This window comes from Streptomyces sp. So13.3, assembly GCF_005860785.2.
Lineage (GTDB): Bacteria > Actinomycetota > Actinomycetes > Streptomycetales > Streptomycetaceae > Actinacidiphila > Actinacidiphila fildesensis.
Map to the genome: position 1 here is coordinate 9,209,826 of NZ_CP048835.1, position 24,022 is coordinate 9,233,847.

At 69.7% G+C, this 24,022-nt stretch carries 23 protein-coding genes and 1 pseudogene; 16 read left to right on the top strand and 8 right to left on the bottom strand.

Translation table 11 applies throughout. From position 1 onward, the window contains the following. Positions 1 to 88: 88 nt before the first annotated feature. The gene (locus C8250_RS41165) at positions 89 to 766 is read left to right on the top strand and encodes a response regulator transcription factor (RefSeq protein ID WP_138351902.1); all 678 of its coding nucleotides are present in this window, start codon (positions 89 to 91) and stop codon (positions 764 to 766) included. Beyond that, the gene (locus C8250_RS41170; protein WP_244809721.1) at positions 759 to 2,246 is read left to right on the top strand and encodes a HAMP domain-containing sensor histidine kinase; all 1,488 of its coding nucleotides are present in this window, start codon (positions 759 to 761) and stop codon (positions 2,244 to 2,246) included. Before C8250_RS41165 ends, C8250_RS41170 begins: the two co-directional genes overlap by 8 nt. Before the next feature lie 76 nt (positions 2,247 to 2,322). On the opposite strand, the gene C8250_RS41175 is transcribed toward C8250_RS41170, so the two are convergent. After that, positions 2,323 to 2,946 carry an HD domain-containing protein gene (locus C8250_RS41175; RefSeq protein WP_138351901.1) on the bottom strand — a complete coding sequence of 208 codons (624 nt, stop codon included), beginning with the start codon at positions 2,944 to 2,946 and terminating at the stop codon, positions 2,323 to 2,325. 470 nt (positions 2,947 to 3,416) lie between these two features. On the opposite strand from C8250_RS41175, the gene C8250_RS41180 reads away from it, so the two are divergent. Further along, on the top strand, positions 3,417 to 3,857 hold the full coding sequence (locus C8250_RS41180) for a VOC family protein (RefSeq protein WP_138351900.1): 441 nt from the start codon (positions 3,417 to 3,419) through the stop codon (positions 3,855 to 3,857). A 364-nt stretch (positions 3,858 to 4,221) separates the two neighbouring features. Here C8250_RS41180 and C8250_RS41185 read toward each other — a convergent pair whose 3' ends face one another. After that, entirely contained in the window at positions 4,222 to 4,938 is a 717-nt protein-coding gene (locus C8250_RS41185; RefSeq protein WP_138351899.1) for a TetR/AcrR family transcriptional regulator C-terminal domain-containing protein, read from the bottom strand. 177 nt (positions 4,939 to 5,115) lie between these two features. Between C8250_RS41185 and C8250_RS41190 the strand changes: the two genes are divergently transcribed. Beyond that, positions 5,116 to 6,744, top strand: a complete 1,629-nt coding sequence (locus tag C8250_RS41190) for a CocE/NonD family hydrolase (RefSeq protein WP_138351898.1) — start codon at positions 5,116 to 5,118, stop codon at positions 6,742 to 6,744. A 146-nt stretch (positions 6,745 to 6,890) separates the two neighbouring features. Here the strand turns inward: C8250_RS41190 and C8250_RS41195 are convergent, their stop codons facing one another. Next, positions 6,891 to 7,298 carry a DUF3224 domain-containing protein gene (locus tag C8250_RS41195; RefSeq protein ID WP_138351897.1) on the bottom strand — a complete coding sequence of 136 codons (408 nt, stop codon included), beginning with the start codon at positions 7,296 to 7,298 and terminating at the stop codon, positions 6,891 to 6,893. A 145-nt stretch (positions 7,299 to 7,443) separates the two neighbouring features. On the opposite strand from C8250_RS41195, the pseudogene C8250_RS41200 reads away from it, so the two are divergent. Further along, positions 7,444 to 7,545: pseudogene (locus tag C8250_RS41200) on the top strand (oxidoreductase); the annotation flags it as partial. A 484-nt stretch (positions 7,546 to 8,029) separates the two neighbouring features. Then, positions 8,030 to 8,326: a hypothetical protein gene (locus C8250_RS41205; protein ID WP_138351896.1), complete on the top strand. Its 297-nt coding sequence runs from the start codon at positions 8,030 to 8,032 to the stop codon at positions 8,324 to 8,326. A 102-nt stretch (positions 8,327 to 8,428) separates the two neighbouring features. Here C8250_RS41205 and C8250_RS41210 read toward each other — a convergent pair whose 3' ends face one another. Beyond that, positions 8,429 to 9,100, bottom strand: a complete 672-nt coding sequence (locus C8250_RS41210; RefSeq protein WP_138351895.1) for an amidohydrolase family protein — start codon at positions 9,098 to 9,100, stop codon at positions 8,429 to 8,431. Between the two features lie 24 nt (positions 9,101 to 9,124). Between C8250_RS41210 and C8250_RS41215 the strand changes: the two genes are divergently transcribed. The 4 genes from C8250_RS41215 to C8250_RS41230 all read left to right on the top strand — a co-directional run bounded on the left by C8250_RS41215 (position 9,125) and on the right by C8250_RS41230 (position 13,046). Continuing rightward, positions 9,125 to 9,841 carry a hypothetical protein gene (locus C8250_RS41215; RefSeq protein WP_138351894.1) on the top strand — a complete coding sequence of 239 codons (717 nt, stop codon included), beginning with the start codon at positions 9,125 to 9,127 and terminating at the stop codon, positions 9,839 to 9,841. Between the two features lie 387 nt (positions 9,842 to 10,228). Next, positions 10,229 to 10,420 carry a hypothetical protein gene (locus C8250_RS41220; RefSeq protein WP_138351893.1) on the top strand — a complete coding sequence of 64 codons (192 nt, stop codon included), beginning with the start codon at positions 10,229 to 10,231 and terminating at the stop codon, positions 10,418 to 10,420. A gap of 214 nt (positions 10,421 to 10,634) precedes the next feature. Continuing rightward, positions 10,635 to 11,303 carry a hypothetical protein gene (locus C8250_RS41225; RefSeq protein ID WP_138351892.1) on the top strand — a complete coding sequence of 223 codons (669 nt, stop codon included), beginning with the start codon at positions 10,635 to 10,637 and terminating at the stop codon, positions 11,301 to 11,303. A 414-nt stretch (positions 11,304 to 11,717) separates the two neighbouring features. Next, positions 11,718 to 13,046 (top strand): acyltransferase, encoded by a 1,329-nt coding sequence (locus C8250_RS41230; protein ID WP_138351891.1) that lies wholly within the window; start codon positions 11,718 to 11,720, stop codon positions 13,044 to 13,046. Positions 13,047 to 13,144: 98 nt separating this feature from the next. Here the strand turns inward: C8250_RS41230 and C8250_RS41235 are convergent, their stop codons facing one another. Together C8250_RS41235 and C8250_RS41240 are read right to left on the bottom strand one after the other, a co-directional pair. After that, positions 13,145 to 13,609: a hypothetical protein gene (locus C8250_RS41235; protein WP_232486248.1), complete on the bottom strand. Its 465-nt coding sequence runs from the start codon at positions 13,607 to 13,609 to the stop codon at positions 13,145 to 13,147. A gap of 152 nt (positions 13,610 to 13,761) precedes the next feature. Next, entirely contained in the window at positions 13,762 to 14,370 is a 609-nt protein-coding gene (locus C8250_RS41240) for an SMI1/KNR4 family protein (protein WP_187145195.1), read from the bottom strand. A 1,001-nt stretch (positions 14,371 to 15,371) separates the two neighbouring features. Between C8250_RS41240 and C8250_RS41245 the strand changes: the two genes are divergently transcribed. Together C8250_RS41245 and C8250_RS41250 are read left to right on the top strand one after the other, a co-directional pair. Further along, on the top strand, positions 15,372 to 16,226 hold the full coding sequence (locus C8250_RS41245) for a hypothetical protein (RefSeq protein WP_138351889.1): 855 nt from the start codon (positions 15,372 to 15,374) through the stop codon (positions 16,224 to 16,226). 463 nt (positions 16,227 to 16,689) lie between these two features. Then, positions 16,690 to 16,884, top strand: a complete 195-nt coding sequence (locus tag C8250_RS41250) for a hypothetical protein (RefSeq protein WP_138351888.1) — start codon at positions 16,690 to 16,692, stop codon at positions 16,882 to 16,884. 161 nt (positions 16,885 to 17,045) lie between these two features. Here C8250_RS41250 and C8250_RS41255 read toward each other — a convergent pair whose 3' ends face one another. Together C8250_RS41255 and C8250_RS41260 are read right to left on the bottom strand one after the other, a co-directional pair. Continuing rightward, complete coding sequence (locus tag C8250_RS41255; RefSeq protein ID WP_138351887.1) at positions 17,046 to 18,821, bottom strand: HAMP domain-containing sensor histidine kinase; 1,776 nt, start codon at positions 18,819 to 18,821, stop codon at positions 17,046 to 17,048. 1 nt (position 18,822) lies between these two features. Beyond that, on the bottom strand, positions 18,823 to 19,428 hold the full coding sequence (locus C8250_RS41260; protein ID WP_232486247.1) for a response regulator transcription factor: 606 nt from the start codon (positions 19,426 to 19,428) through the stop codon (positions 18,823 to 18,825). A gap of 252 nt (positions 19,429 to 19,680) precedes the next feature. Here C8250_RS41260 and C8250_RS41265 point away from each other — a divergent pair, with 252 nt between their 5' ends. The 4 genes from C8250_RS41265 (at position 19,681) to C8250_RS41280 (ending at position 23,732) form a co-directional block, all read left to right on the top strand. Then, the gene (locus tag C8250_RS41265) at positions 19,681 to 21,048 is read left to right on the top strand and encodes an HlyD family secretion protein (RefSeq protein ID WP_244809724.1); all 1,368 of its coding nucleotides are present in this window, start codon (positions 19,681 to 19,683) and stop codon (positions 21,046 to 21,048) included. Positions 21,049 to 21,053: 5 nt separating this feature from the next. After that, on the top strand, positions 21,054 to 21,773 hold the full coding sequence (locus C8250_RS41270) for an ABC transporter ATP-binding protein (RefSeq protein WP_138352069.1): 720 nt from the start codon (positions 21,054 to 21,056) through the stop codon (positions 21,771 to 21,773). Continuing rightward, positions 21,770 to 23,047: an ABC transporter permease gene (locus C8250_RS41275; RefSeq protein WP_331284076.1), complete on the top strand. Its 1,278-nt coding sequence runs from the start codon at positions 21,770 to 21,772 to the stop codon at positions 23,045 to 23,047. Before C8250_RS41270 ends, C8250_RS41275 begins: the two co-directional genes overlap by 4 nt. Before the next feature lie 100 nt (positions 23,048 to 23,147). After that, positions 23,148 to 23,732, top strand: coding sequence for a hypothetical protein (locus C8250_RS41280; protein ID WP_138351885.1), 585 nt, complete (start codon positions 23,148 to 23,150; stop codon positions 23,730 to 23,732). The last annotated feature ends 290 nt before the right edge of the window (positions 23,733 to 24,022 follow it).

The following is a 24,022-nucleotide window of genomic DNA, read 5'->3' on the forward strand; positions in this document are numbered from 1 at the left end:
GACACTGCCCTTAACCTGCTGAGGAGAGGCTGAAGCTTCCTGAAGATCGTTTCAGGGAGAACGTCGCGGTCCGGGGATACTGGCGATCATGCGAGTGCTGGTGATCGAAGACGAGGAGCGGCTGGCCGCGTCCCTCAAGCGCGGTCTTGAGGCCGCCGGGTACGCCGTCGACGTCGCCCACGACGGGCGGATCGGCCTGTGGATGGCGGGGGAGCACGCGTACAGCGCGATCATCCTCGACATCATGCTGCCGGGCCTGAACGGCTACCGGGTCTGTGCCCGCCTGCGCAGCGACGGCGTCAACACCCCCATCCTCATGCTCACCGCGAAGAACGGTGAGTACGACGAGGCCGAGGCGCTGGACACCGGCGCCGACGACTACCTGGCCAAGCCCTTCTCCTACGTCGTCCTGGAAGCCCGGCTCCGCGCCCTGCTGCGCCGTGGCGGCCCGCGGGTGCGCACCCAGCTGCGCCTGGGCGACCTGTGGCTCGATCCGGCCGCGCGGAACTGCGGACGCGGCGACCATCGGATCGCCCTCACCGCCAAGGAGTTCGCGGTGCTGGAATGCCTGGCCCGGCGACCGGGCGAGGTCGTCCCGAAGATCGACATCGTGGACGAGGTCTGGGACGTGTCGTACGACGGGGACATCAACATCGTCGAGGTCTACGTCAGTGCCCTGCGGCGCAAGATCGACGCGCCCTTCCGGCGCGCGGCGATCGAGACGGTGCGCGGCGGCGGCTACCGGCTGGCGGCCGACGGTGGCTGACACCCGCGCGGGCCGGGACCGCCTCGCCGCGGTGGCGGGGCTCAGCACCGTCGCCGTGCTCTGCGCGGGCTTTGCGGCCCTCCTGCTGATGAGCTCCGTGCTGCCCCTACCGGCCGGCAGCGACGCCGGTTTCGAAAGTCAGGCCCGCGCTCTCGCGCTCATCGAAGAGGTGGCGACGCCGGGAGCACTGCTGGCCGCCGTGTTCGTGGCCGCTGCCACCTGGCAGCTGGGCGGGAGCTCGCGCGGCCGGGGCGCGGTGACGGCCGCCGCCGCGACCGCGCTACTGGTGACCTTCGCCGACGCGCGCTGGCTGCCCGCCGTCGTCCTGTCAGGCACCGACCGGCCGCACCCCCACGTGTCGTGGATGGCTCTGGGCGGAGCCGCCACGGCCTCCGGGCTGCTCGTCGCCGCCACCACCTGGGTATCCGCGCGGCCACGGGAAGGGAGCACACCGGGCGCGGGCCGGGGCCATCCCCGGCGGCTGTTGGTCAGCGGCTCCGCGGCCGCGGCCCTGATGGCCGTGGCCGCGTGGTTCTTCGTCCTGATCGGACAGTCCTACCGCTGGGGGTGGAACCCCCGGGGCGCGCTCACCAACTGGCTCCTGGCCATCGGCGGCGGACTCCTCGTCGGCGCCATCGTGCGGTTCGCCACCCGCAGCGCGCTGCGCCCGGTCGAGATCCTCAACCGCGAACTGCAGGAGATCACCGCCAGCCGCGCCCTCGATCAGCGGATCACGGTCCCCGAGATCGGCACGCTGATTCCCTGGCTGGCCCGCACCATCAACGTCACGCTCGACCGCGTCTTCGCAGGCGTCGCCCGTCAGCAGCGCTTCATCGCCGACGCCTCCCACGAGCTGCGCAGTCCCATCGCCAACCTCCGTGCCTCCCTCGAATCCTCCCTCGCCCACCCCGAGAACGTGGACTGGCCCGAGACCGTACGGGACGCGCTCACCGACATCGACAGGCTCCAACACCTCACCGACGACCTGCTCCTGCTCGCCCGGTTGGACGACCCCGCTCCGCCCGCGGGCACCCCCGTCGACCTCGCCGCGCTCACCCACGACCTGGTCGAGGAGTTCCGCCACCTCCGCATCCACCAGAAGCTGCGCTTCACCTTCCACGCCGACGACCCGGTCGTCGTGCACGGCAGCGCCGTGCAGCTGGAGCGGCTGCTGCGGAACCTCCTCGACAACGCCGCGCGGCACGCCCGCACGGTCACGGACATCGCCGTCACCTCCGGCACCGACGGCCTGGCCCGGGTGGAGATACGCGACGACGGCCCCGGCATCCCGCCCGCCGACCGCGAGCGGATCTTCGAACGCTTCACCCGCCTGGACGGCGCCCGCGCCCGCGGCACCGGCGGCACCGGGCTGGGCCTGGCCATCGCCCGAGAGATCGCCACCCGGCACGGCGGCACCCTGCACGCGGCCCCCAACCCGTCGGGGGCCCTGTTCATCGCCGGTCTCCCACAGGGGCGATGACTCCAGGACGTCGGTCACGATCCTTGTGAGGCCGGCCGCCCGTGTGGGAGCGAGGAGTTCGAGGCGGCTGTTGCGTTCAGCTCTCCAGGGGGTGCGATTTTGCCAGGACGCGGTCGGCGAGACCGCTCCGTATGGCCGCTGCGGGGGAGCTGTCGGGCTTGCGGGCGGCCTGGTCACGGAAGCAGGCCAGGAACTCGTCCGCGAGCCCCTCGCGCGGGTGCCGGGCCAGCACATCCGCTCGGAACCCGGCGGTGAAGTCGTCCGCGTTCCGCCCCGAGATGTCCACGCCGGTGGCCCGCTCCAGCAGATGGCCCTCCGGGTCCTCCCGCACGTCCACCGAGTCCCACATGTGCCGCACGATGACGTCGGACAGCCGCTGCCGGCGCTCCACCGGCCATCCGGCCCCGGCGCCGAATACCCAGGCCACGTGCCCGCCGGCCTCGTCGAAGGCGACGGTGTGGCTGTCGAACTGCGGGACCAGCCCTATGTCGTGGAGCAGTGCGGCCACGTACAGCAGTTCGGCGTCGTGCTCGATGCCCCGGTCCGCGGCGTACGCGCTGGCCCACACGTAGGACCGGATCGAGTGGTTGAGCAGCGCGGGGGTGCAGTAGGCGGTGGCGACTTCGAGAGCGGCGGCGCATGCGGCGGTTTCGGGGGCGGCGGGTACGGTCAGCGCTTCGCGGGACGTATCGTCGGTCATGGTGCCGAGTATGCCGATCGCCCGGTCTCTTTCAATCACCGGCGCCCCGAAGGCGTCCCGGGCCGGGGCCGGGTGGGGGCGTTGGGCGAGTGAGATACCGGCAGGTACCGCTGCCCTGCATCGAGCCCACGGGCCGGATGCGGGACGAACTCCACCCGCCAAGGGTGACCCGGCACGGTGAATTATTGGGGGAGGCGCAGTGCTCAAGCGCGCACGCTGCGAATCGTCGGGGAAGCATGGACGAGCGGGGACGGCAGGCTGCGACTGATCGTCTTCATGGGAGCGGCCACCTGCGCCGTACGCACCCTTGGTGGTGGCGGCTGGCTCGAGGGTCTGCTGTCGCGGTGCTGAGGCGCGATCCAGATTTCTCGGAGTTCGGCGGTCTGCGGATGTCGAGAACGTGTCACCGGCTCCGTCCCAGGGGCATCAGCGGCCACCTCCGGCCGCACGAGGAAGAAGGAGAAGCCAGCATGGCGATTCAGCGGATGGACAACGTCGGCATCGTCGTCGAGGACATGGATGCCGCCATCGCGTTCTTCGTGGAACTCGGCTTGGAGCTGGAGGGCAGGGCGCAGGTCGAGGGCCTCTTCGCCGACCAGTGCACCGGACTCGACGGCGTCCGCTGTGACATCGCGATGGTCCGGACCCCGGACGGGCACAGCCGGCTCGAGCTGGCGAAGTACCGCAGCCCCGCAGCGATCAGCGCCGGGCCGCGTAACCGGCCGCACAACATTCTGGGCACGCACCGCGTCATGTTCGCCGTCGACGACATCGAGGACACCGTTGCCCGCCTGCGCCCTCACGGCGCCGAACTCGTCGGCGAGATCGCCCGGTTCGAGGACAGCTATCTGCTCTGCTACCTCCGGGGCCCGGAGGGCATCATCGTCGGACTGGCCGAGCAACTGAGTTGAGACGGAGGAACCGAACCGCGCGGCCGAACGATCCTGGAGTACGGGGACGTACGGTTCGGGACCCTGGACGAGCGGCATCTGTGGAGGAACTCTCACCCCTGACAGGACCCTGGCCGTCCTCAACCACAGTTGCGGGAAACCCCGGATGTGGAACTGCTTCGGATAGCCGCCGAAGACCTCCAGGATCCGGCCGTCGAACGTGTAGAACTCGCTACCTGCCCTGGCCGTGGTCTCGTCGCTCATGGGGTGACGCCACACAGGCGGACCTGCGGCTGTCAGGCCCCGTCCGCCGGCAGGTCCATCACCGCTCCCGCCGCCGGACGGGCGCAGCGGTGGAGAACGGGCGTGGTGCGGCGGAACGGGATCAGTCGGTGTCCAGGCCGTCGATCAGGCGGTTGAGGAACCGGGTGAAGGTGGCTTCGGGTGTGAGGGGGCGTCCGGGGGCGGCGAGGGCTTCGGCGAGTTCCGGGTGACGGCCGTCCGCTGCGACAGCGGTGAGGTAGCGGACTTCGGCTGCGATTCGGTCGGGGGACTGCAAGGCTGCGGCCCCCGCGATCTCATGGGCGACGTGCCCGGCCACGAATGCTGTGAGCTGGGCGAAGACCTCCAGCTTCGCCGCACCGTCCAGCCCGGTGGGCCGCAGGGTGGCAAGTGCGCGTTCCAGGAAGGCCAGGGTGTTGGGGCCGGGGATGCGGCGGCCCGCCAGAGCTGCGGGCAGCCAGGGGTGTCGCAGCATGTGGGCGCGCTGGAGGTGGGCGATGGCCTTCAACTCGGCACGCCAGTCGCCGGTGGGCGTGTTCGCGGTGGGTAGTTCGCCGCTGACGTGGTCGACCATCAGTTCCAGCAGCGTCTCCTTGTCGGGGGCGTAGCTGTACAGCGACATGGCGCCGGCTCCGACCGCTGCGGCGACTTTCCGGATGGTGACCGCTTCGAGCCCCTCCGCGTCCGCCAGGGCGACGGCCGCCGCCGTGATCGCCTCTCGGCTGTAGGTGGGCTTGCGGCCCCTGCGGGGCTTGGTGGAGCCCAGCCAGAGCTGTTCAGGGTCGACGCCTGGGGTGCCGGCCTCTTCTGTACGGGGCATGCTCCGCGCTCCCTTCCTCGATCGAGGCGGCCCTTGCGGGCCTCATCCAAGCATGGGCTATTCTCGTACATCGTACGGATAACGAGGAGGGGAACGATGGCAGCACGCACGCACGGTTCTGCGACGAGGCCGACCTGGGCACCGCCTTCCGGTAAGCCGCCACTGGCTTCACGGATCATGAGGGCGACCTGGCGCGGCCTCCCGGCCAAGCGGCACGATGTCGGGTGGGAGCCGGGGCTGCTGGTGCCGGCCGCCGACGGCAGCCCGTTGATCACGGACCACTACTTCCCACGCGCCGAGGGCGACTTCCCCACCCTCTTGGTGCGCTCGCCGTACGGCAGGGGCCTGCCGTGGTCTCCCATGTACGGCGTGCTCTTCGCCGAACAGGGCTTCCACGTGGTGCTGCAGAGCTGTCGCGGCACCGGCGGTTCCGGCGGCCAGTTCGATCTGTGGCGCAACGAGGCCGCCGACGGCCAGGCCACAGTGTCCTGGCTGCGCGAGCGGCCCTGGTTCAACGGAACACTGGGGACCATCGGCCCCAGCTACCTGGGATACGTGCAGTGGGCCCTGGCCGTGGAACCGCCACCGGAGCTGAAGGCGATGGTGGTGCAGGTGGGGCTGCACGATCCTCACGCCCTGTTCCACGCAGATGGTGCGCTCCGCCTGGAGAACGCCCTCGCCGTCGGCGTCGGCATGACGTACCAGCACCAGGGGATGGCACGCTTCGTGAAGGCGACTCTGCGTCTGCAGCGGCGCCTGCGTGATGTCACCACCGCGCAGCCGCTGCGCGGCGCGCACGTGCCCGCCCTCGGGGGCGATGTGCCCTGGCTGGACGACGTGATGTCGCACCCGGATGCCGAGGACGCGTACTGGAGCGGTGCGTCGTTGGCAGCGGTGGCGCAGCGGCTGAAGGTGCCGACCAGTCTGATCACCGGATGGCACGATGTGCTGGGCGACCAGACCTTCGAGCAGTACCGCCGACTACGTGAGGCCGGCTGCGAAACCGCCCTGCTCGTCGGCCCCTGGACCCACACGTCCGCGCTGCAGCAGGGGTGGCCCGAGGTGTTCGCCGAGAGCCTCGCCTGGCTGCGCGCACACCTGTACGGCGATCCCTCAGGCCTCCGTCCCACAAGAGTGCGCGTGCACGTCGGCGGCCAAGACGATTGGCGGGACATCGAGGACTGGCCGCCGGCCACGCTCGGCAGCCCGTGGTTTCCCACCGCGCAGAAGCACCTCACCCAGCAGGCTCCCCCGGATTCCGCACCCCTGATGTCGTTCCGCTACGACCCGAGCGACCCCACCCCCTCTCTCGGCGGCCCGCTGCTCTCCCGTACGGCCGGTCCTCGCGACAACAGCACCCTGGAGGTCCGGGACGACGTACTGACCTTCACCGGCCCCCCGCTGACCGAGCCCCTGGACATCCTCGGCCCGGTCGCCGCACGGCTGAGCATCTCCACGGACACCGGCCACGCCGACATCTTCACCCGCCTGTGCGACGTGGACGCACAAGGCCGCTCCGTCAACATCTGCGACGGGCTGGGCCGACTGAGGACGGACGGGCAGGAGCCGTCGCAGATCACTGTGCCGATGAGTCACACCGCCCACCGCTTCGCTGCCGGTCACCGCATACGCTGGCAGATCAGCGGAGGCGCCCATCCGCGCTACGCCCGCAATCCCGGCACCGGGGAGTCGCCGGTGGACGCCACCACCTTCACACCGGTGCGCATCACGCTCCATGCGGACTCGGCGCTGATGCTGGCGCCACTTGCCCGCGGTTCCGGACCCAGCCCCACGGGGAACAGCTGACAAGCCGGCCCCGACGGTTGACCGATCAGCCCAGGGACTCGTTCTCCTCCTCGTCCTCGGTCGTGTCGGGGTCACGGAAGGGGCGCAGCCCCTGGCCGGCGCCGCTGGGGTCAGCTCGGAACAACCCCCGGTCCAGAGCCCGCCGTTCAGCCGAGCTGGTAGTCGAACCAGATGCGATGCGTGCCGTCGGTGTCGACGGCCATCCCTCCGGCACCGGAGATCCCGGTCAGCTCGCCGGTTCCGCTGGAGGGCACGATGGTGAAGAACTCCGCGGTGCGGTCGCTGCCGGACGTCGTCGCCGAGTGTACGAAGTTGAAGGAACCTTCCTGTCCGTGCAGGGAGCCTTCGAACGACTCCATGGCCACATACGTTCCGACGCCGGTCGCTTGGTCGAACGCGGCAGTGAACAGGGTCGCCGAGCGACCTGCGGCCTCGCCCTCGAAGTGCTTCTCCATCGTCGCGACACTGACCGGCAGCCCGGTGGACACGGCCGGCTCGGGCTTCAGCTCAGTCGGGACGAACGCTTTGACAGTGAACGCTGCAGTGGCTCTCATGCGCCGACCGTACCGGTGGGCTCTGACAATCACGGCCAGGCCACGGGCGACCCGGGCAACGAGCGACGAGCGACGACCGAAGCAGTGTGAGTGGTCAGGTGGTGTGCGTCTCGTGGGTTTCACGGTTGGCGAGCACCTCGGCTGCTTGGGAGCGACGTCGATATCGGTCGCGCTGGCCTGGCTCTTGCAGCGTTCCCCGAACATTCTGCTCATCCCCGGCACGTCGAAGGTGGCGCACGTGCGTGAGGCGGGCACCGTACGCGCTCGACGCGGTGATCGCGGCTACGGCCGACGCAGACAGCCCGACGGTGATGCGCCCCGCAACGGGACCCGCTTCCCGCCCGCGAGATGCACGCGGTCCCGCAGTGCGATCAGCGCCGTGGGGAGCCCGTGACCACCAGGGAAGCCCCTTCGAGCGGCGAGATGCCCGCCCGGGGGGCGCGGTACGGTCCGCGGACACCACGACATCCCCGGTCGCGCCCACCGGTGATGTGCCGCTGCCGGGGATTCACCATGAGTTCCAACGAAGCCCGCGCGTAGTCCACTTGCGACGGGATTGGTCGGCCGGACCGGGCTGGATCCTGCCCAACGTTTTCCCAAGTCCGCCCCTGACCGGCCGCAAGAAAGCAGAATCAAACCCTGGATGCAGCCAGAGCTATCGGGGGCGAAGACTGGTGGGAACTCAAGACGTGTGGGTACGGGCGCAGAGCGTGGCCTTTGGAAACCGGTTGGTGCGAGCCGACACGATCGTGGAGGTCAGCTGGGAGCGCAGTGCGCCCCAGTTCCTCACGTTCACCCTTACCGACCACCGTGACGAAGTACGCCATCAGATACGGGGCATCGGCTCGGCTGCCCCGGCCGTCAGTGAAGAAGAGGGCACCGCCCTGGTCGCCGCCCTGTTGAAGGCCATTGCCGCCACAGCGTTCCTTCCCGGCGCACACCTGCTGGTGCTCACGGAAGCGGACGGCACCGGACTTCGCTGGCGCCGCGCCCCCCTGCACGACATCGCAGAAGAGGCTGCCTCCTGACCGGGCCGGTCGGGAGGCGCGTGGCCCTGCGCCCGTGGAAGGTCTTTCGGCGGCTCTACGGCTGACGGCATCCCTATCCCCGTCCTGCTGGTACAGGTGCGCTCAGGCTCTGGGCTGCGGACTCCAGGTACTGTCCAGCGGCACACCGGCCGCCGCCGTGACCCGGTCACGGGAGGCCGCCAGCCGCGCCTTGAGCTCGGGCAGGTCGACGCCGACCAGTGCCCCGGCGCGCTTGACCACCTTCCCGGCGACGAGAACCGTGTCGACCAGGCCGGGATGCCCGGAGGCGACGGCCGTCCCGGCGGGATCGGTGACCGGCAGTACGGTCAGGTCGTCGGTACGCAGCAGGATCACGTCGGCGTCCTTGCCCGGGGCGAGGCTTCCCGTGCGGATGCCGAGTCCGAGGGCCTGGGCTCCGTCGAGGGTGGCGAACTCCAGTAGGTCACGGGAGTCGAGGCTGCCGTCCAGGCCCCGCTGGACGACGAAGGCGGTGCGCATCGTGGCGAACATGTCGCCGCCCACCGAGGGGACGTCGTCGATGGACAGGGTCGGGCGCAGGCCCGCGGCCATCATCCGGCCGGTCATCGGCCAGCCGAACCCCATCAGGGTCTGCGCCCGGTGGGGCAGCTGCCAGGGAGGGTAAACCCGCTGCCCTGCGGCCGCGAGGTTTACCAGTCGTGCACCACCGTTCAGGGGCGAACGACGTACACGTATGCATCGCGTGGATCGCGGACGTGCCGGAATCGGTCCTGCAGGCTTCTGCAGGTGGCACATTGCCCAGGGGATGCGGTGCGTTGCATGGTGAGTATCCAGGCAGACGTGTGGACTGGGGGGCGTGTGGTGGAGGCGGCGTGGGATCAACGCAGGATCTCAACGGGCGGCAGGACGTTGCTCCTGCCCAGGGCGTTCCTGGCCCTGGTGGTGGCCGATCTTGGCTGGGAGATCGTCAAGACCAATGCGGCTGGACAGGACCGTAGCGAGTGGCCTTGGCGTTTCACTGTGCTGGACACGTCGACCTGCGCGGCCATCGTCGTCCTGCTGACCGGGATCATCGTGACCCGCACTCAGTTGTCGCTGACTCTGCAGCCGGCTCTGAGTTGGTCGGCCTCCGTCGGCGGTAGCCGTGAGGTGACGGATTCGCTGCGAACGGTCATGTTGGTCAACGCGGGCGGCGGACGGTCTGTCGTGCATCGCGTGAAGTACCGGATACGTGCGGCACCGGATCACGCCGGGGCCGCTGACATCCCCTCGGACTGGATGTCCTGGCATGCTGCGATTTCTTCCTTCATGGCATTGGATCTGGACTGGGACCGCGACATCTTCCTGCTGCACCTCGGAACCGGTGCGGCTATCCCCATGGTGAGCAGAACGCGAGAAGGCATGGAACTGCTTGCGCTGGGGCCCAAGGCCGTCGAGCGGCTTGCTGTACTCGATATCCGCATACAGGTCACCGATGTGTTGGGAGACATACACCAACGCGATCTGCAGTGCATCCGCCCCGCGCATCGGCCGTGATTCGGCCAGTGCCCCCGCATGAACTCCAGGGGTTGGGCCAGACATTGAGGGCCTCCTTGTCCGGGCTCGGCCACCAGTTGGAGAGCGCTGCACTCAACAAGCCGGCTCGCGCATAGCTCCTGGTAGGTGGGTATGGTCTCGGCACTGGGGGCTGGCTTCCCCTCGGCCGTGCCCCCACTTCTCTGTCCCTGGTGTCGGCGGGGCGGGGCGGGGTGAGGGCTGGCGGTCGGGTCATGGTGGGGCTGCGCCGGCCGTGGGAGGGGCGTCGGCCGGTGGGCCGCTGCGGCGAGACTGGGGGCGGCAGGGGGCTGGCACACCGGTCCCCGCCCCCCTTCCCGGCCTGAGAGGATCACCAGGACCGTACGAACGAGTGCAGGGCGGGGAAACATGATCGGACTGGTACTGCTCGGGGTTCTCACGCTCGCCATCGGCGGGTGTGCATGTGTGGTGTGGGCGGAGCGCGGCGGTCCGCGCTGGGTCCGCGCGGCGGCGACCGTGACACTCACTGCGGGCCGGCTGCTGCGCCGCGCCGAGAAGAACCGGCGACGCCTGAGCCGAACCAGCGGCAACGGCGACTAGGTCCAGGCCGAGGAAGCCCAGGGCGCCGAGACCGACAGCACGCACGTGGGCCAGGATGCGGTCGCGGCGGGTCGTGGGCACGCATCGGGGTGGCCGCGGCGGTGGTGCCGGTACGTGTGCGGTGGTGCTGGTTGCGGTGGGGACGTGTAACGCCTTTGGACGGCCAAGCCAAGTAGAGATGTAAGGCATTGCTCGTCCGTTCAAGGAGTCGTCCGTGAAAGCGGAGCATTCAATAGCGCCACTGGTTCATGAGCCGCTCGGGTTCGTCGCGCACTTCCATCAGCAGCTCGCCGATGAGCTCACCGCCCGCGCCGCGGCCCTGCCGCCCGCGGCAGCGGTGCCGGTGCGGCCGCGCCACACCCGTCGGATCGCGGTCACCGCGCTGGGACTGGCCGCAGCCGCCACTGCGGTGGCGCTGATCCCGCACTCGGCCCCGACCACCGCACCGCAAGCAGGAACGGACCCCAGCACCCACGTGCCGGGCAGCGGTGCGCCGGTCCTGAGTAACGCCGCCTACACGGTGGTTCCGCGCAAGGACGGGACCGTCAGCATCCAGGTGACGGGCGCAGAGGTGTCCGGGCTCCAGGCGGCGCTGCGCAGCCTGGGTGTGCCGGCCGTGGTCCTGCGGGCCTCGGAGTCCTGCCACGCCAAGGTCCGCACCGACAACGCCAACCTCGAAACGGTCTCCTCGCAGGACCCGAAGAACGGACGCCTGATGGTGATCCGGCCCAGCGCCATCCCGCACGGTGACTCCCTGGTGCTGGTGCAGCCCTCCCTCAAGGGTGTCCTGCACCCGGAGAAGATGTACTCCATGGAGGTCATGCTGTCCCCGGGCGAGCCCAGCTGCTTCCCCGTCTCCCAGAGCGGCATCGGCGAGGGCTGAGCCCCGCCGCCGGACCCGCCATACGGAGAACGCCTCCTGCGCTGCCCGCATCACCGCCTGCAGACCCGGCGGGCAGCGCCGTTGGCCGCCGGGTCGAGCCGCCGGCAGGCCCCGGTCAGGCCCCGCGCCTGTTGCCTTCGCCGACGCGACGATGGCCCGATCCCCGGGTGGGCGCAAGGGTCCCGTCCTGGGATCAGCATCGCTACAAGCGACGCGACGTTGCCGCTGGGCGAAGTCCGCGGACCCTTCGAGCCCCGGGCATCGGCCGAACTGCCGCATCGTCAGGTCTGCCGCCCGTAGGTGGCGACCAGTAACCCTCGATCCTCCCCAGCGAGGACCCGCAGCCGGCGCCCGTCGTCACGGCGCGGCCCTTTCACCGAACAGGCCCCTGGGTGCCGTTCGGCAAGGAGCACCATGCACCATCATGACTCGGTTTTGTCACGCCTTGTTCGATCGCGGGGCACCGTCTCCGACCTCTTCTCCCGCCGGAACAACAGCCTGGGCCTGCTGCGGCTGCTGCTGGCTTCCGCCGTGGTGGTCTCTCACGCGCGCATCCTCGGATTCGGGGACCGCGAGTTCGGATACGCGTTCTCCGGCGGCCAGATCGACCTCGGATCCCTGGCGGTGTTCGGCTTCTTCGTCCTGTCCGGCCTCCTGATAACGCGCAGTGGAAACCGGCTCCCCGTCGGGCGCTTTCTGTGGCACCGCGCGCTTCGACTGCTGCCCGGCCTGTGGGTCTGCCTCACGGTCACCGCTCTTGGCGTGGCCCCACTGCTGTACTGGCGCCAGCACGGGAGCACCGCCGGTTACTGGCAGCACCCCCAGGGACCCCTCGCCTACCTGCGGGCGAACTGGGCCATCGGTATCAGTCAATGGGGCATCTCCGGCGTCATGGAAACAGCCCATGCCCAAGGCCTTGCCTTCAACAACGCCTTCGACGGCGCCCTGTGGTCGCTCAAGTACGAGGTGCTCTGCTATCTCGGGGTGGCTCTGCTCGCCCTGACCGGATCCCTGACCCGTGCCCGGCGCGCCGTCCTCGCCGTGACCGTGCTCCTGGGCTGGCTCGTCCTGAGCGACGCCATCGGGAACCGCTACATGTCCGGAGCCCCCGCCGCGAAGCACGGCGGGCCCTTCGACGTTCCCCTGATGGGCGCACTCGACGTGGACTGGGTGGTCTACCTGGGCTTCGCCTTCGCCCTCGGTTCGTTGATCGAGCTGTACAAGGAGCGAGTCCCGATCAGCGACCCGCTCGCTGCACTTGCCGCCGCGACGCTTCTCATCACCCTCTCCTACGGTTACTTCTTCGCCATCGGGGTTCCGGCCTACGCGTATCTACTGCTGTGGCTGGCCATCCGGCTGCCGAGGCCGCTCCAGAAAGTAGGCCGCACGCACGACTACTCGTACGGCATCTACATCTACGGCTTCGTCGTGGAACAAGCCCTCGCCACACTTGGTGGCGCACGCTGGGGATTCGGCGCCTACCTGGGACTCGCGTTGGGTGGCACCCTGATCGTGGCAATGCTCTCCTGGCATCTGGTGGAACGCCCGGCCATGCGGCTGAAGGACCGTGGAAGGTTCCGCAGCGTTGTGCGTGCCGACACGGCACCGCAGCCCGTTCGGCAGCGGCCCCGGAGAACCGGTTCCGAGGCACCTGCAGAGTTTCGGTGCAGGTCTCGCCCCCTCCACGACGGCCGAATCGACGCTACCGGTTCCATCACGCGCCCATACGCGCCTCATGGATGACGTTCCGGCAACACTCCGCCAGCTCAGATACTCATCCGTCTGGATCCGTCCTCCCGGCGGATCCGGACCGACAAGTTGATCACGACATCCAGCAGGCCCTAGCCGTACGGGTTGAGTGCCCAGAATCGGACGGTGTCGCTGCGACGGTCGAACCACAGCTTGGTGGAATAGCCGCTGCCGTCACGGTCGAGTTCGTGCGACCGGGTCCACTGCGGGTTCTCCGGACCCTCTCCCTGGAGCGGCTTCTCGAACCACGAGGAGAAGTCATCGGCCGGCCTCTCGGAGACGAAGGCGTGGGCCGCCGTCAACTCGGCAACCTTCCCCGGTACCAGCCGGGCGAAGCCCGAGATCACCAGCTCCGGAGATGGTATGCCCCGGTCGTTGTCACGGCTACTGACCCACTTGGCGTCGGTGAGCGTGCCCAGCAACGGGAACGCCCGCTCCAGCGGTGCGGTGTCGGTGTGCCAGTCTCCCTTGGCCCCGTTCGCCACCTGACGCAGGATCCACCAGGCGGGTAGGACCGCCAGCCCCGCCCCGATCCCTATCAGCTTCCGTCGCTCCAACGTGATCCCCTCATGCCTGACTCCGGGGGCACCATATCTGGATCGTGCACCTCACTCGGACCACCTAGTGATCACAACCAAGTACGCGCCCTGGGTGTGCAGGAGCCCGGAGCCGTCAAACAGAAGGCTCCTTGGTCAGGGGGCGCAGGCCGTCAGTGTTCACCTGCTTCCCAGACCAGTTCGCCGGCGTTTCCGACGACAGCGACGCAGGCCTCCTCGGTGCCGCCGAGGGCAGCGTGCCGGAGCAAGGCCGGCTTCCCTGATTCGAGGGCGGCAGCGGTGTCTTGGAGCATGGCACCCACCGAGCTCCACAGCGGCACGCCGGGCACCCACGTCTCGTGGTCCCACAGGAGAACTGCGCCATGGCAGTCGCCGAGCCGCAGATCGACGATGAGTCCGTCACCGCCGGGGCTCATCGCAATCGGCAGGAACGACGGCAGGAACCGTGGCTCTGGTTCACCGTTCGCGTCGAAGGATGCCCCTTCCTGTTCTGCGACCAGCAACCAGATCTCTCGCGTCTCCAGGGCTTGGTCCAAGCCCACCGGAGCATACGATCCAGGGATCCAGAAGTCGGCGCTGACACCGTCCAGGGTCCACCACTCGTGTACTTCGGTGGGGAGTGCTATCGCGAGATCTGCCTCGACTGCGCGGAGTTGACCCTCGTCCGCAGCCGGTCTTATGGGGGGCTTGTGGAGGCGGTCCCTGAACCAGGCATCGATGCGATCCCACGACGTACGCACTTCATGATCAATCGAGGTCATGGTCGGAAGTCTCTCAGGGAGCTCTGACAAGGCGCTCCGCACCGGCGGACCCGTGACTGGGCCAGCGAAGGTGCCGCCCGTTGAACCACTGCTCGTGCCATGATCCCCGGCAACCGGAAGGACGGTGACACCCTCAGCGGTGTGCTGCTGCGCCTCAGGCACGCTCTCTCGACAACCCGTAGGTGCCGCTCCAGCGGGCGTCGGACGGCCATCTGGCTCGCCCCTGACAGTAAGGGGCGATTCACCCGGAAGGTACGGAGCTACGGGAGGCTGCAGACGCCGGCCGACAGCCGCCCCGTGGGGCGGCCGGCCGTTGCGTGTACGTGAAGGGAGGGGCTGTCGGAGGCCACCGCCGGACATGCGGAGGGATTTCGGCGGCATCTCGAAAGTCGGCGTCTCCATCGCGCGCAGGCTGCTCCACCCCGACTGGACGACCGGACCGCAAGGTATGAAGCGCATGAGAATTCCCGGCCGAGTCTTAGCCGATGGCACGCACCGATCGGAAGCGGCCCACTGAGCGCTGAAGCGGAGCGCTCTCGTGACAGGTGCTGACCCGCTCGTGTGCGAGCCGCTCCGGGTGCGGCCGCGTCGCTCTTCGGCGGCACTTGTGTGATGGCGCTGCCGGGCACCACGGCGAACCGATATCGCTCGACTGCCGGTGATCCACACCCGCGTCGCCCACGGTGACTTCAGCCCGCCCCATGTGGCTCCCGCCCCTGCCGGCGCGTCATGTCGCGCCGGGGCACCCACCGCACGGACTGGACCCTCCTTGTCGCTCCAGCACCCGCCGTTCCCCCGAAGAGGAGAGAGACACCCGCCATGCCCGCACAGCATCATCCCTGGCTGCGCGGCAGCGCCGGCAAGCGCAACGGGCGGGATGCCGGGGCGCCTCGACCGACCCCAACGGACCGATTCCGCACGTGCCGGGCCACGGCAACCCCTGGCTCGACACGTGGTTCTGCACCAACCCCCTCTCTACTGAGACGAAGGTCTGAAAAACCATGAAGAAGTTCCTCGTACTCCTCGGGGCACTCGCCCTGGCCACCGCCAGTGGAACGGCGACCGCTGTCGCCTCCTGTTCCCCGTCCGCTGACCGGTGGACCGAGACCGGTGTCTCGTATGTCGACTCGCAGGCCGGTGGGCAGGGCCTGGCGTCCTGGAGCAACCACAGCCTGCTCTTCCGGGGCGGCGGCTCCATCCCCCAGGACCTCAGAGACCAGGGCTGGACCCACATCGGCGACCCGGAGATCGCCCGCCAGCACATCTTCGACGCCTACCAGGGCAATGGCGGTACGACAGCCAAGATGTTCGCCGTCACCACCCCGGGCGGGAAGCGCCTCGTCTACACGCATCAGCTCCAAGGCGACGAGCGGATGAACAACTCCTTCGCCGCCGTTTCCCCCGACGCGCAGTGGCTGGTCTCGGGCGAGTGGGACCAGCAGGACCGACTCCTGGTCTTTCCCGCACCGGTCTTCAACACCCGGGCGCCCGCGGGTGGCGGCGAGCTTCCCGAGGCAGGCCGGATCTCCCTGGACCACCCCGTACGGGACATCCAGGGCTGCGACTTCGTCTCGGCGAGGCGCCTGGTGTGCGCCTCCGACGACAGCACCCTGTCGCTGTGGCCGGTGGAGCGCCCGCTGTTCCAGGTGGACCTCGGCCGGGCACTCGACGGCAAGCCCGTCACTGGCCACGTCTCCGTCATCCTCCCGCTCCCGCAGCGCTCCGCCTGCGCGGGAACCGGGTTCGAGACCGAAGGCGTGGACTACGACGCCCGCACTCGCACCCTGCGGGTCGAGATGATCCCGCCCGGCGAGTGCGCCGCCTCCACCGCCGTCTACACATATCGCGCCCGCTGACGCTGTTCTCGGGCCCGGTTTTCGGACCCGGGCCGGGTCGGGCAGCGGACTGCCCGGCCCGGCCCCGCCCACGAAGGCAGGTCCCCAACTCACAGGTCGATTCTCTGCGGGCACCTGGGGACCGGCCCTACCCAAGGCGCAATTTGCCGAGCGGGGACGCCCTGTCCGCGGAGTCCGGGCCCACCCGGAGAGCCCACCTACGCAGGAGGAGATCTGTGTCCGAGCCGGCGGTTGACGAAGTCGAATCGCCCATGATGCAGGCCTTCCATAACCTGCCCGAACTGTCGCAGAGAATCCTGTTGCACACCCTCGGGAGACAAGCCGGACTCACTACACCCCTACCGGAACTGAGCCCCGACACAGCGGACCCCCGTCCGCTCGAGCCCTCGGTGGCCTCTACGAGGCGTACCTCCGTACCTATGCCGCGCAGGCCCCCAGCCGGGACTGCCGTCACCTGGTCGCCGTGCTGAACGACAACGTCAAATACGGAGCCTTCAAGGACTTCGACCAGCATGCGGCTGCATGCGAAAGCTGCTTCTTGGCCCGGACCGAGATCATCGCGATCTACGCAAGCCTTGTCATTCTGCGGGTCGAACTTCAGCGGCCGGCCGCCGCTGCCGTAGTGGCCGCGATCACCCCATCCGGACGGGCGGATTGAGGTGCGCCGCATATTGAGCCTGCGGCATCCCACGTCTGCTCTCGCGCCACGGCCAGGTCCAGGACCGTGATGCCGACAGCGCGGCAACGCGCTCAGCCGATCGGATCCGGTGCGAAGGAGCCCCCGCCGAACCTCCTGAGGGCTGTCCCACAACCCCGCTTCTACCGTGGCACCCGGACCGTGAAGACGGAGCCGAGGCCGGGAGCGCTCGTCACCGACACTGTTCCGTCGTGCGCCTCGGTCAGCTTGCGGGTGATGGCCAGGCCCAGGCCGCTGCCGCCGGTCTGCCGGGTGCGGGACTTGTCCGCACGCCAGAACCGGTCGAAGACATGCGGCAGATCTGCCGGGTCGATGCCACTCCCGGAGTCGGCGATTTCCATGAGCAGTTCGTCGCCCTCCACACGGGATCGCAGCACGACGCGGCCCCCGTTCGGTGTGTGCCTGATCGCGTTGGAGACGAGGTTGCTGATCACTTGACGCAGTCGCACCGGGTCGGCGTACACCTCCAATTGCTCTGCGGCGTCGATGAACAGCGCGACGCCTGCCGGGCCGGCGGCCCCGTGATGGGCCGCTGCCACCTGCTCCAGTACCTGACGGACCTGGAGCCCTTCACGGTGCAGTACGAGGCTTCCGGCTTCGGCCGCGGCGAGGTCGCGCAGGTCGTCGATGATGTGGTGGAGCAGCATCGCCTCGTCCAGCAGAAGGGCGAGCAGATGGTGGTCGGCCGGTGTGAGACCGTCCTGGGCCGCCTCCAGCCAGCTGCGGATGTTGGTCAGCGGGGTGCGCAGCTCGTGTGCTACGTCGCTGACCATGGCTCTGCGTTGCCGTTCCAGGGTCTCCCTGCGCTCGGCGAGGTCGTTGAAGGCCACGGCGACACGTCCGATCTCGTCCTGGGTCAGCACCGGGACCCGCACCGCCTCGTCGGCCGGGCGCTGGGCCGCCGCGATCAAGGCGCGCAGCGGGCGGACCAGCCGGAGGCCCAGCAGGACGGTCACGGCGCAGGCGACGGTGAGGACGATGCCCGCGGCGCCCGAGATCCGAAGGGTGTTCGCCGCCGACAGTTCGATGGAGGTTCCGCCCGGATTTCCGCGATCGGAGACGAACAGCAGAACGGGGGGCGAGACGTAGGGGCGGAGTTGCTGTCGGCGGCCGTCGTTCACGCACTCCTGTGCGGCGCGGTCCGAGTTCTCCTTGTCGCTGTTCCCGCGGAAGCGCCAGGAGAAGTCAGGGAACACCTCGACAGGTGGTCTGGCCTGCTGTCGCAGACACTCCGAGGCCAGTTCGCCGACCTGGGTGAGCGGCAGTTCCTCCGATCCGAACGGCAGCTTGAGCAGGTCGATGCCGCAGTCCTTCGCCAGCTTCGCCCGGCTGTCGGCTTCGGGCCCGGTGAGCTGGATCGTGAAACGTCTGCTGGGCAGGAGGACGGCCTTGGCGGCGATCTGCCTGGAGGTCAGGCAGTCGGTGATCTTGCGCACTCTCAACCGCTCCTGGTCCTGCTCCTTTTGTTCCAGGAGAAAGGGGCCGACCGCGCGCGGGTCGATGGGGCCGTCGCTCTCCTGGGACAGGACCGGATCGAGTCGCAGCGGGTCGATGGAGGCGGATGGCTTGTCCGGAAGGAGGACCGTCGATTCCGAGCTCGCGATGCGGGTACGGGCGGAGGTCGTGAGGGTGATCGCCCTGCCGGTTCCCGCTGCCAGCTCGCGGACCAGTCCCTGAACCCCGCCCCAGTCGGTGTGGGTGGCCGAGTAGCCGATCAGGGCGTCGTAGATGCGGGCGTCGGCCTTCGACGACCGGCCCTGCTCCGTGTTGATCGCTCGTGTGGTGGTGGTGACGGCGAGCCAGGTGGTCGCGGCCACCGAGCAGATCGCGACCAGCAGGGATGCGAAGAGCAGCCGGGCGAAGAGGCTGGTGTGCAGCGGTACCCCGAAACGGCCCACGTCATCGCCTGCTGGGGTCGGGTCCTGCGGTCAGCTTGTAGCCGACGCCGTAGACGGTCACCAGGTGAACGGGGCGGCGCGGGTCGGGCTCCAGCTTCTTGCGCAGGTTCATTATGTACATGTCGACGGTGCGATCGGTCGAGGAGACGTCCCAGCCCCGGGTGCGCTCCAGGAGTTGCTTGCGGGTGAACACCCGGCCGGGCTCGGCTGCCATGGCCGACAGGATCGTGAACTCGCCACGGGTGCAGGTGACGAGTTCTCCGGAGGGCGCCCGCACTTCGTGGCGGAGCGGGTTCACCGTGATCGCGCCCACTTTCAGGACTCCGTCGTCCGGGGGCGCGGCGCGTTCGACCCGTCGCAGCAGGGTCCGGATCCTGGCCATCAACTCGCGTGGGCTGTAGGGCTTGGTCATGTAGTCGTCGGCACCGAGGTCGAGACCGATCAGCAGGTCCTCCTCGGTGGAGCTGGCGGTCAGTATCAGTACCGGCATGGCGGACTCCTGGCGCAGGATCCGGCACACGTCGAGGCCGTCGACCTTCGGCATCATCACGTCCAGCAGGAGCAGGTCCGGCCGGAGCCGCCGGGCGCCCTGAATCCGGTCCGGCATCGTCGAGCCCATACCCGGAGCCGGGCCCCGGCCCGACTCCGACCACCTGGGACCGCGTGATGCGTCCGTGCACCCGGTGGCAGTGTCCGCGTCACTCTGGGAGTCGTCTTCAATGATCCGCGACATCGCTCAAGCCGCCGCGCCGCCCGTGTGGCGTCCCGTCCGGGGCCGCACCCGCGCGACGGACGAGGGCCGGCGTTCCGGCGGCGCGGCAGGAGTGCCTCTTGGCCCCATCGCCGCGGGGCTCTCGCAGTGACCCGCTCAGAGGCGGAACCCGCCACCGGAACGGAGGAGGACCCCACCACCATCGGCGCCAGTGCGCCAGGGAGCCGGCGCCGCCGTGTCCGGATCGTCGCCGCCGTGCTGATGACGGGGCTGGCGGGGGCCGGAATCGCGGTGGGTGTGCCGTGGGGGGAAGGCGGCAATTCCACACCGTCCAAGGCGGATCCGTCGGCGGGTACGGTCAAGGTCGTCCGGATGGATCTCTCCGACAGCCGGTCCCTCGACGGAACGCTCGGCTACGGCAAGCCGCAGACCGTCAAGGGGGCGGGGGGCGGCATCGTGACATGGCTGGCCCCCGGTGGGAGCACAGTGGCCCAGGGCCAGGTGCTCTATCGGGTCGACGACCGCGCGGTGCCGGTCTTCTACGGCGCCGTGCCGCTCTACCGGCGCCTCGCGGGCCAGAACACGGTCGGGCGGGATGTGAAAGTGATCGCCGAGAACCTGCGGGCCCTGACGTACGACATCGGGGTCCAGCCCTCGCCAGGACAGGTCGTCACCGTGACCGCTCCGGCGGACGGTACGGCATCGGCGGGCGGCGGGCCGGACGCGGCGCCGGACGGGACCGCCTCGGCCAAGCCCTCACCCGCCCCCGGCAAGGGGACACCCAGTGGCGGAAGCCCGGCCCCCCGGCCGTCCGCGACCGGCCGCGGCGGGGCCACGACCGGGACGGGGCCTACCGGAAGCCCCGGTACGGTCACGCAGGTGCGCGTCAAGTCCGGGGACGGCGTACTCACCCGGGCTCTGGTGGCCGCGATCAAGTGCTGGCAGACCGCCCAAGGAGTGCCGTCCACCGGTGTGATCGAGCCCGGTGACGTAGCGGTGCTCAGCGGTGCGGTCCGTGTGGAGAGTGCCGCTGCCCAGGTGGGCGACCCGGTCGCCGCACCGCTGTTGAAGGTGACCTCGACGGCCAAGGCCGTGACCGTGCCGGTGGACGCCTCCCAGGCGGGCTCCATCAAACGCGCCGACCCGGTGACCGTGAAACTCCCCGACGGCACCTCGACCGCCGGCAAGGTGACCGACATCGGCACCGATGCCGAGCAGTCGGCGAACGGGAACGGCGGACCGGCGAAGGTCACCGTCACGGTCTCGTTCACCGACCCAGGCAAGGTGAAGAAGCTCGACTCGGGGCCGGTCCAGGTGGAGTTCGTCTCCGAGACGCGGCCCGGAGTGCTCGCCGTTCCGGTCGCCGCGTTGCTCGCGCTCCGCGAAGGCGGCTACGGGCTGCGCACCGCCGACGGGCGGACGGTCGCGGTGAAGACCGGCCTGATCGCCAAGGGGATGGCCGAGATCAGCGGGGACGGGATCGCCGAGGGCACCCAGGTGGTGACGTCGTCGTGACGGCCCTGGGCACTTCGGTACTGTCGGTCCGCGACGCCGCGGTCGAGTACCCCGGCGGGGTCAGCGCCCTGGCCGGGGTCTCCCTGGAGATACAGGACGGCGAACTGCTCGCCATCGTCGGCCCGTCCGGCTCTGGCAAGTCCACGCTGCTGAACATCATGGGCACCCTCGACCGGCCGACCCGCGGCAGCGTCGTGATCGCCGGCCAGGACGTCACCACGCTGCCGGACCGGCAGCTGTCCGCACTGCGGGGACGCTGGCTCGGCTTCGTCTTCCAGCAGTTCCACCTGTCCGAGGGGCTGACCGCCACCGAGAACGTGGCCACCGGCCTGCTCTACGCCGGGGTGCCGAGGAAGCGGCGCCGCCCGCTCGCGCTCGCCGCGCTGGAGCGGGTCGGACTGGCCCACCGCGCCGGTCACCGGCCGCACCAGCTCTCCGGCGGCGAACGGCAGCGGGTGGCCATCGCGCGGGCCCTCGTCCACGAGCCCACGCTCGTTCTCGCGGACGAGCCGACCGGCGCGCTGGACACCGTTAACGGGCGCGCCGTGCTGGAACTGCTCACCCAGCTCAATGAGGAGGGGACCACGATCGCGCTCATCACCCACGACCGGGACATCGCCGCGCGACTGCCGCGGCGGGTGGAGATCCAGGACGGCCGCATCGTCACCGACACCGCCGACGGCCCCTGCACCGCTGACCCGGACACCATCGGGGTCGCGCCGTGAAGCCGACCCCACGGCGCGGCTCGATGCGCGACCTGCCGACGAGCCCGCGCAAGCGCTCCGCGACCACCCCGCTGCACCGGCCCGTCCGGCTCTCGCCCGCCGATCTGCTGCGGCTCGGGCTGATCGGCATCCACACCCGGCGGATGCGGGCGGCGCTGTCCGCCCTCGGCATCTCCATCGGCATCGCCACCATGATCGTGGTCACCGGCATCCCGGCCTCCAGCCAGAAGGCCCTGGACGCGGAGCTGACCGCGCTGGGCACCGACAGGTTGCAGGCGGTCGCTGACAGCCAAGCCTCGAACGGCCGGCCGGTCGCGTTCCCCGCCGAGTCGGTCGCGATGGTCAGACGCATCGGTCCCGTGAAGGCCGTGACCGCCGTGGCCAACACCCATGCCGTGGTGCGCCGCACCGACCGGCAGGGCCCGCTGGACGCCTCAGGACTGACCGTGCTCGCAGCCCAGTCCAACCTCCTGGACCTGGTCAACGCGCGGGTCCGCTCCGGCCGCTACCTCTCCGAGGCCACCGGGACGATTCCCACCGCCGTGCTCGGCACGGTCGCGGCGGCCCGGCTGGGCTTCCCCGATCCGCGCCCCGGTGAGAGCCCGCCGCTCGTACTGATCAACGAGCGGTGGTTCAGCGTGATCGGGATCCTGCGGACCGTCCCGCTGGCCCCGGAGATCGACCGCGCCGTCCTGATCGGCTGGGAGTCAGCCCACACCGCGCTCGGCTTCGACCGCCGCCCGACGCAGCTGTTCATCCAGGCGCAGGAGGCGGCGATCGAAGACGTGCACGCGGTACTCCCCGCCACGATCGACCCGCTCTCCCCGAGCCAGGTACTGGTCAGCAGACCGTCGGACGCCCTGGCCGCGAAGCGCTCCACCGAGGCCACCTTCTCCGGGCTGTTCATCGGCCTGGCCGGTGTCGCGCTGCTGGTCGGCGGTATCGGTGTCGCCAACACCATGGTGATCTCCGTCCTGGAACGCCGCCGCGAGATCGGACTACGCCGCGCGCTGGGCGCCAACCGGGGTCAGATCCGCAGCCAGTTCCTCACCGAATCCATCGTGCTGTCCGGCCTCGGCGGCCTTGCCGGGATCATTTTCGGAGTGCTCGGCACCATCGGCTACGCGGCATACGAGGACTGGCCGCCGGCCATCCCGCTCCCCGCGGTGAGCGCCGGGCTCTGCGGCGCGGTACTCGTCGGAATCGTCGCCGGCGTCTATCCGGCCGTCCGCGCCTCCCGGCTGTCCCCGACCGCGGCTCTGGCCTCGGCATGACACCTCGCCCGGCGGCCGGACCGCGCGGCAGTCGCCCGGGCACCACATATCCCCACCGCACCCCTATGGATTCATCGAACACACCGGAGAGGATCACACCATGCACACTGCCGATGCGCCCCCTTCACCAGGCGCCGCGCGCCTGCGAGCAATCGTCGCCGCGCTCACCTCGATAGGCCTGCTCGGGGCATGCGGAGGCGGGGCGGAATCGACCGAGGAGGCGCGCGAAACGGCAGTCGCCAGCGTAGCCGTCCCCAACAAGGCGCCCTCGGCGTCGTCATCGCCATCGGCGCAGACCGAGCGGCCCCTCATCAGGCCCGACACATCCGAGGAGGAGTCGGACCGGGTGAACCAGGTATGGATGGACTGCCTGGCCAGGAAAGGGCTCACGATGTTGAAGAATTCGGACGGCACCTGGAAAGGGCCGTTGCGCCAGGACGCGGCGTACGCGGAAGCCCAGAAGACCTGCGGCAGCAAGGAGCCTGAACTCCTGGAAATGCGGGCCGCCAGAGAGGATCCGGAATTCCGGGAGAAAGCGGACCGCTGGGTGAGTTGCCTGCGCTCCCACAACGTCAAAGCCACCGTCCAGGACGACGGATTGCTCGCGTTCGACGACTCAAGCGTGAACGACAACGCGTTCACATGGGCCAAGAAGTGCGAGGCCGAAGCGTTCCTCGCGAAGTAGCCCGCCGGGCCGCCCCGCCGCACGGGCAGCCTCTGCGGGCAGGGCAGTGGCCGCCAATCGGCACGACGCGCTGGCGGGGTCCTCAGGCGCTGCCGCGCTGCCCATCCGTCGCCGCTCCCGGCACGTCCAGCTCGATATCGTCGTTGCCGTTGAGGCCGGAAGACGGAGTGGCTGTGGCTGACGGCGCGATCGTGGTCCCCTTTGGCGATCGGCCGGACCAGAGCCCTGCGACGCGATCCATGGGGAGCGATTGACCTACGTCAGCCCCGAACTGCCCCCCGCCGCCAGCG